The organism is Tepidiphilus succinatimandens, from assembly GCF_006503695.1.
GTDB lineage: Bacteria > Pseudomonadota > Gammaproteobacteria > Burkholderiales > Rhodocyclaceae > Tepidiphilus > Tepidiphilus succinatimandens.
This window is the reverse complement of record NZ_SBIK01000028.1, coordinates 1-3,176: the sequence shown is the minus strand read 5'-3', so window position 1 is coordinate 3,176 and position 3,176 is coordinate 1. Positions and strand designations below refer to the sequence as shown.

Annotated in this window: 5 protein-coding genes, 1 tRNA gene and 1 pseudogene; 2 read left to right on the top strand and 5 right to left on the bottom strand. The window is 58.8% G+C overall.

Going from position 1 to position 3,176, the window contains the following annotated elements; genetic code table 11:
* A pseudogene (locus EPD82_RS11745) lies at positions 1 to 188 on the bottom strand (IS256 family transposase); the annotation flags it as partial.
* 67 nt (positions 189 to 255) lie between these two features.
* A complete protein-coding gene (locus tag EPD82_RS11740; RefSeq protein WP_141056748.1) occupies positions 256 to 657 on the bottom strand; it encodes a bacteriohemerythrin in 402 nt (133 codons plus the stop codon).
* 75 nt (positions 658 to 732) lie between these two features.
* Between EPD82_RS11740 and EPD82_RS11735 the strand changes: the two genes are divergently transcribed.
* Together EPD82_RS11735 and EPD82_RS11730 are read left to right on the top strand one after the other, a co-directional pair.
* Positions 733 to 1,170 carry an HIT family protein gene (locus tag EPD82_RS11735; protein WP_119335639.1) on the top strand — a complete coding sequence of 146 codons (438 nt, stop codon included), beginning with the start codon at positions 733 to 735 and terminating at the stop codon, positions 1,168 to 1,170.
* Between the two features lie 27 nt (positions 1,171 to 1,197).
* Positions 1,198 to 1,287 (top strand) — tRNA-Ser (locus tag EPD82_RS11730).
* A 50-nt stretch (positions 1,288 to 1,337) separates the two neighbouring features.
* Here EPD82_RS11730 and EPD82_RS11725 read toward each other — a convergent pair.
* Genes EPD82_RS11725 through EPD82_RS11715 form a run of 3 tightly spaced genes read right to left on the bottom strand, consistent with a single transcriptional unit; the run spans position 1,338 to position 2,994 of the window.
* On the bottom strand, positions 1,338 to 1,643 hold the full coding sequence (locus EPD82_RS11725) for a P-II family nitrogen regulator (protein ID WP_055424392.1): 306 nt from the start codon (positions 1,641 to 1,643) through the stop codon (positions 1,338 to 1,340).
* A gap of 4 nt (positions 1,644 to 1,647) precedes the next feature.
* Entirely contained in the window at positions 1,648 to 2,586 is a 939-nt protein-coding gene (locus tag EPD82_RS11720; RefSeq protein ID WP_055424391.1) for a sodium-dependent bicarbonate transport family permease, read from the bottom strand.
* A gap of 33 nt (positions 2,587 to 2,619) precedes the next feature.
* Positions 2,620 to 2,994, bottom strand: coding sequence for a dihydroneopterin aldolase (locus EPD82_RS11715; RefSeq protein ID WP_170210840.1), 375 nt, complete (start codon positions 2,992 to 2,994; stop codon positions 2,620 to 2,622).
* Positions 2,995 to 3,176: the final 182 nt, after the last annotated feature.

The following is a 3,176-nucleotide window of genomic DNA, read 5'->3' as shown; positions in this document are numbered from 1 at the left end:
TACCCGTTGGCGTAGTCACGCCGTCGCTCACTACGTTCATAGGGCGCCGCTCCAAGGAACTGGGATCGTTCGATCTTGGCGGCTTCATTGACGAGGATGCGCAGAGCCTCGCCGGCACCATCGAGTCCGTGTTCGAGCAACACAGCATAAGCCATTTCCAAAGGATTGGTTTCGACACGCATCGCCATGATGGGCATACTCCTTTCTCGAAGTCATGGCGTCAGACCAAGCGCCGCGCACTTCCTGCCAGAGGCGCTAAACGGAATTTACAGAAAGGATGGTACACAACCGCGCTTCTTTATTTTCCTTGGGTAGACTATCGGCTGAGGTTTGTTGGGAGTGGGCCAGCAGGATCTTTTCGGTCAGGTCGTTGAGGCGCCGGACGAGCGTTTCGTGGGCTTGCGCGTGCTTGTGAAAGTGGGGGTAGTCAATTTTTCGCATGACCGACTCTTCACGCGCAAAGTGATCACGCGTGTAGTCGTGAAGCGCGTCGAGCGCAAGCGTAAGCACCCCCATCGAGGCATGCGTGACAAAGAGGGATTGCACCTCGTTGATGAGTTCGATCAACCGCTTGTGGTCTTTGTCGATCTTTTCATGACCCACCGCGAGTTGCGGACGCCACTCTAAGGGCGTAAAACCGGATTTGTCGTTGGCCATGGAACGTGCACGGTAGCAAAGATGGATATACAGAGATTATACTGATCACTGCGCGTTGTCAGCAGGTCGTTTGCGATGCCTCCACCTTGTCCCTTGTGTGCGTCAGAAGTGTTGCCCATCGTTTGGCAAAACCGAATGTGTCGCGTCGTATGGGTGCAAGATCCCGAGTATCCGGGATATCTCCGTGTGATCTGGCAGCGGCACGTCGAGGAGATGACCGATCTTTCCTGGGCTGAGGCGAACCATCTGTGGCGGATTTTATGGGGCGTCGAGCGTGCCCTCCGCGCGGAGGCGCAACCCGACAAGGTCAATCTGGCTGCGTTCGGGAACGTGGTGCCGCACCTGCATTGGCATGTGATCCCTCGCTACCGAGACGATCCCCATTTTCCTGAGCCCTACTGGGGTCGACGCGTCCGCAATCGCCCGTCCGTTCGGGCCGTTGCGACATGCGAAACGATGCGTGCCGCGCTGACTGCCGAATTGGGGCGCGGCGAAGATGTCGCGTTGGTGTGAGGTTTTACGGTACAATTGCGCCCGATCGGAGGCGTGGCCGAGTGGTTTAAGGCAGCGGTCTTGAAAACCGCCAGGGGTTTGCGCCCCTCGTGAGTTCGAATCTCACCGCCTCCGCCATCCCTTGCATACCGACGATCTGTTTTCGTGCCAAGGAACGCTGAAGGGGTTCAAAACTTCTCCGGTCGTAACACGCCCACTTCGAACGTATAAGCCACCACGGCATAATGGCGGAAGTAGTGGGTCAGGACGTGATCGAGAATCGCGTCGGCAACTTCCGGCGAACAGAGTACCTCGATGCGGACCGTTTTCGCGGCTTCCCATTCACCGCTGCGGGAACCGCGGGAGCCCTGACCGCGGACTTCGCAGACGCTGTAACCATGGGCACCCAGGCGCATCACGTCGGTAGTGAGCAGCCCTTCGATCGCTTCTTCGGCAATGATCACGACGAGTTGTCGGGTAGCGCGCGTTTTCATCTCGTTATCCAATGATCTGTTGGGATACGAAATAATACAGCGGGATGCCAACCAGAATGTTGAAGGGGAAGGTGACCACGAGCGATGCGCCGATCGAGAGCGCCGGGTTGGCTTCGGGCACGGCGATGCGCATCGCTGCGGGGGCCGCGATGTAGGAGGCGCTCGCGGCGAGCGTTGCCAACAGCATCGCGCCGCCTGCGGAAAGGCCGGCGATTGCCGCGGCGATGAATCCTAGGGTAGCAGAGATGAGCGGCATCACGACACCGAAAACCGTCAGAAATACCCCGGCACGCTTCAGCGCGTCGATCTGCCCGGCCGCGACGAGCCCCATTTCCAAGAGAAAGAGCGATAGCGCTCCTTTGAAGCCGACGAAATAGAACGGTTCGAGCGGGGCGATCTTTTCGGGGCCGGCGAGCCAACCCACGACGAGTCCCCCTGCCAAGAGCACGATACTTTTCCCTAAAAGGACCTCGTGCGCGAGTGGTCCCCAGCGGACGGTTTGGAGGTTACCCATCCGCGCCAGAAGAATCCCGACGATGATCCCGGGGATCTCAAGAAGGACGAGGAAAAGCGGCGCGTACGCTTCGAATGGGACGTTTTTGGCGCGGAGAAAGTCGAGCGCGACCGCAAACGTCACCGCGCTCACCGAACCGTAATGACCGGCGATCGACGCGGCGTCGGGCCGCGGCAGTCGACCCAAACGGGTGAGGATGGGAAACGCAACGAGCGGGATGAGCACGCCCAAGAGGATCGTTACCCCTGCTTTGGGTGCGACTTCGAAGAAAGGCTCTTTGGCAAGTTCCACACCGCCTTTGAGACCGATCGCCAGGAGCAGATAGATCGAAAGGGCTTCGTAGAGTTGTCCGGGGATTTTGAGGTCAGAACGCGCGAGTCGCGCCAGAAAACCCAGTACGAAGAAGAGCGGAACCGGATCGAATGCCATGATTGCTTCCGACGAAATGATCGTAATTCATAATTATAACGCCGTGCGCGCCGCATAGCTGTCACGCGAGTGCGCAATGCGCACCCCTACGGCGCGGGCGTTTGGGTAAAAATCTGGTTTGGCAAGCGTCACCTCGACCCAATCGATTTTCGGATCGTGGCGAAAGAGGTGGTCGACGAGTTCGGTGGCGAGCGATTCCAGGAGATCGACGTGGGGCTCCGTGTGCCAAGCGGTGATGCGGTCGACGGCGAGCGAATAGTCGATGCACGCGCTGAGGTCATGCGGACGGATCGGCAGCGCGCCGCGTGCGCGAACGGAGACGAGTAAGCGTTGCGGGGCCAGCCGTTCGTGCGGGCAGAGCCCCACCGGGACGACCACTTCCATCTCGTCGATGAACACTTCGTACATAGGCATTCGTCTTCAGGCGTATCGGCGCGATTGTAGCGGCATTGTTTGAGAAGGCAAAAAACGGGTTGTGCAACCTTTTTTCTGTAAATTTCCGTGGTGTTGGTCATGACGCCGGGGTTACGGGTTGAGGTTGAGATAGACCTTGCCGGTCATCCACTCGTCGTCGAGTTCGGCCAGCAGCG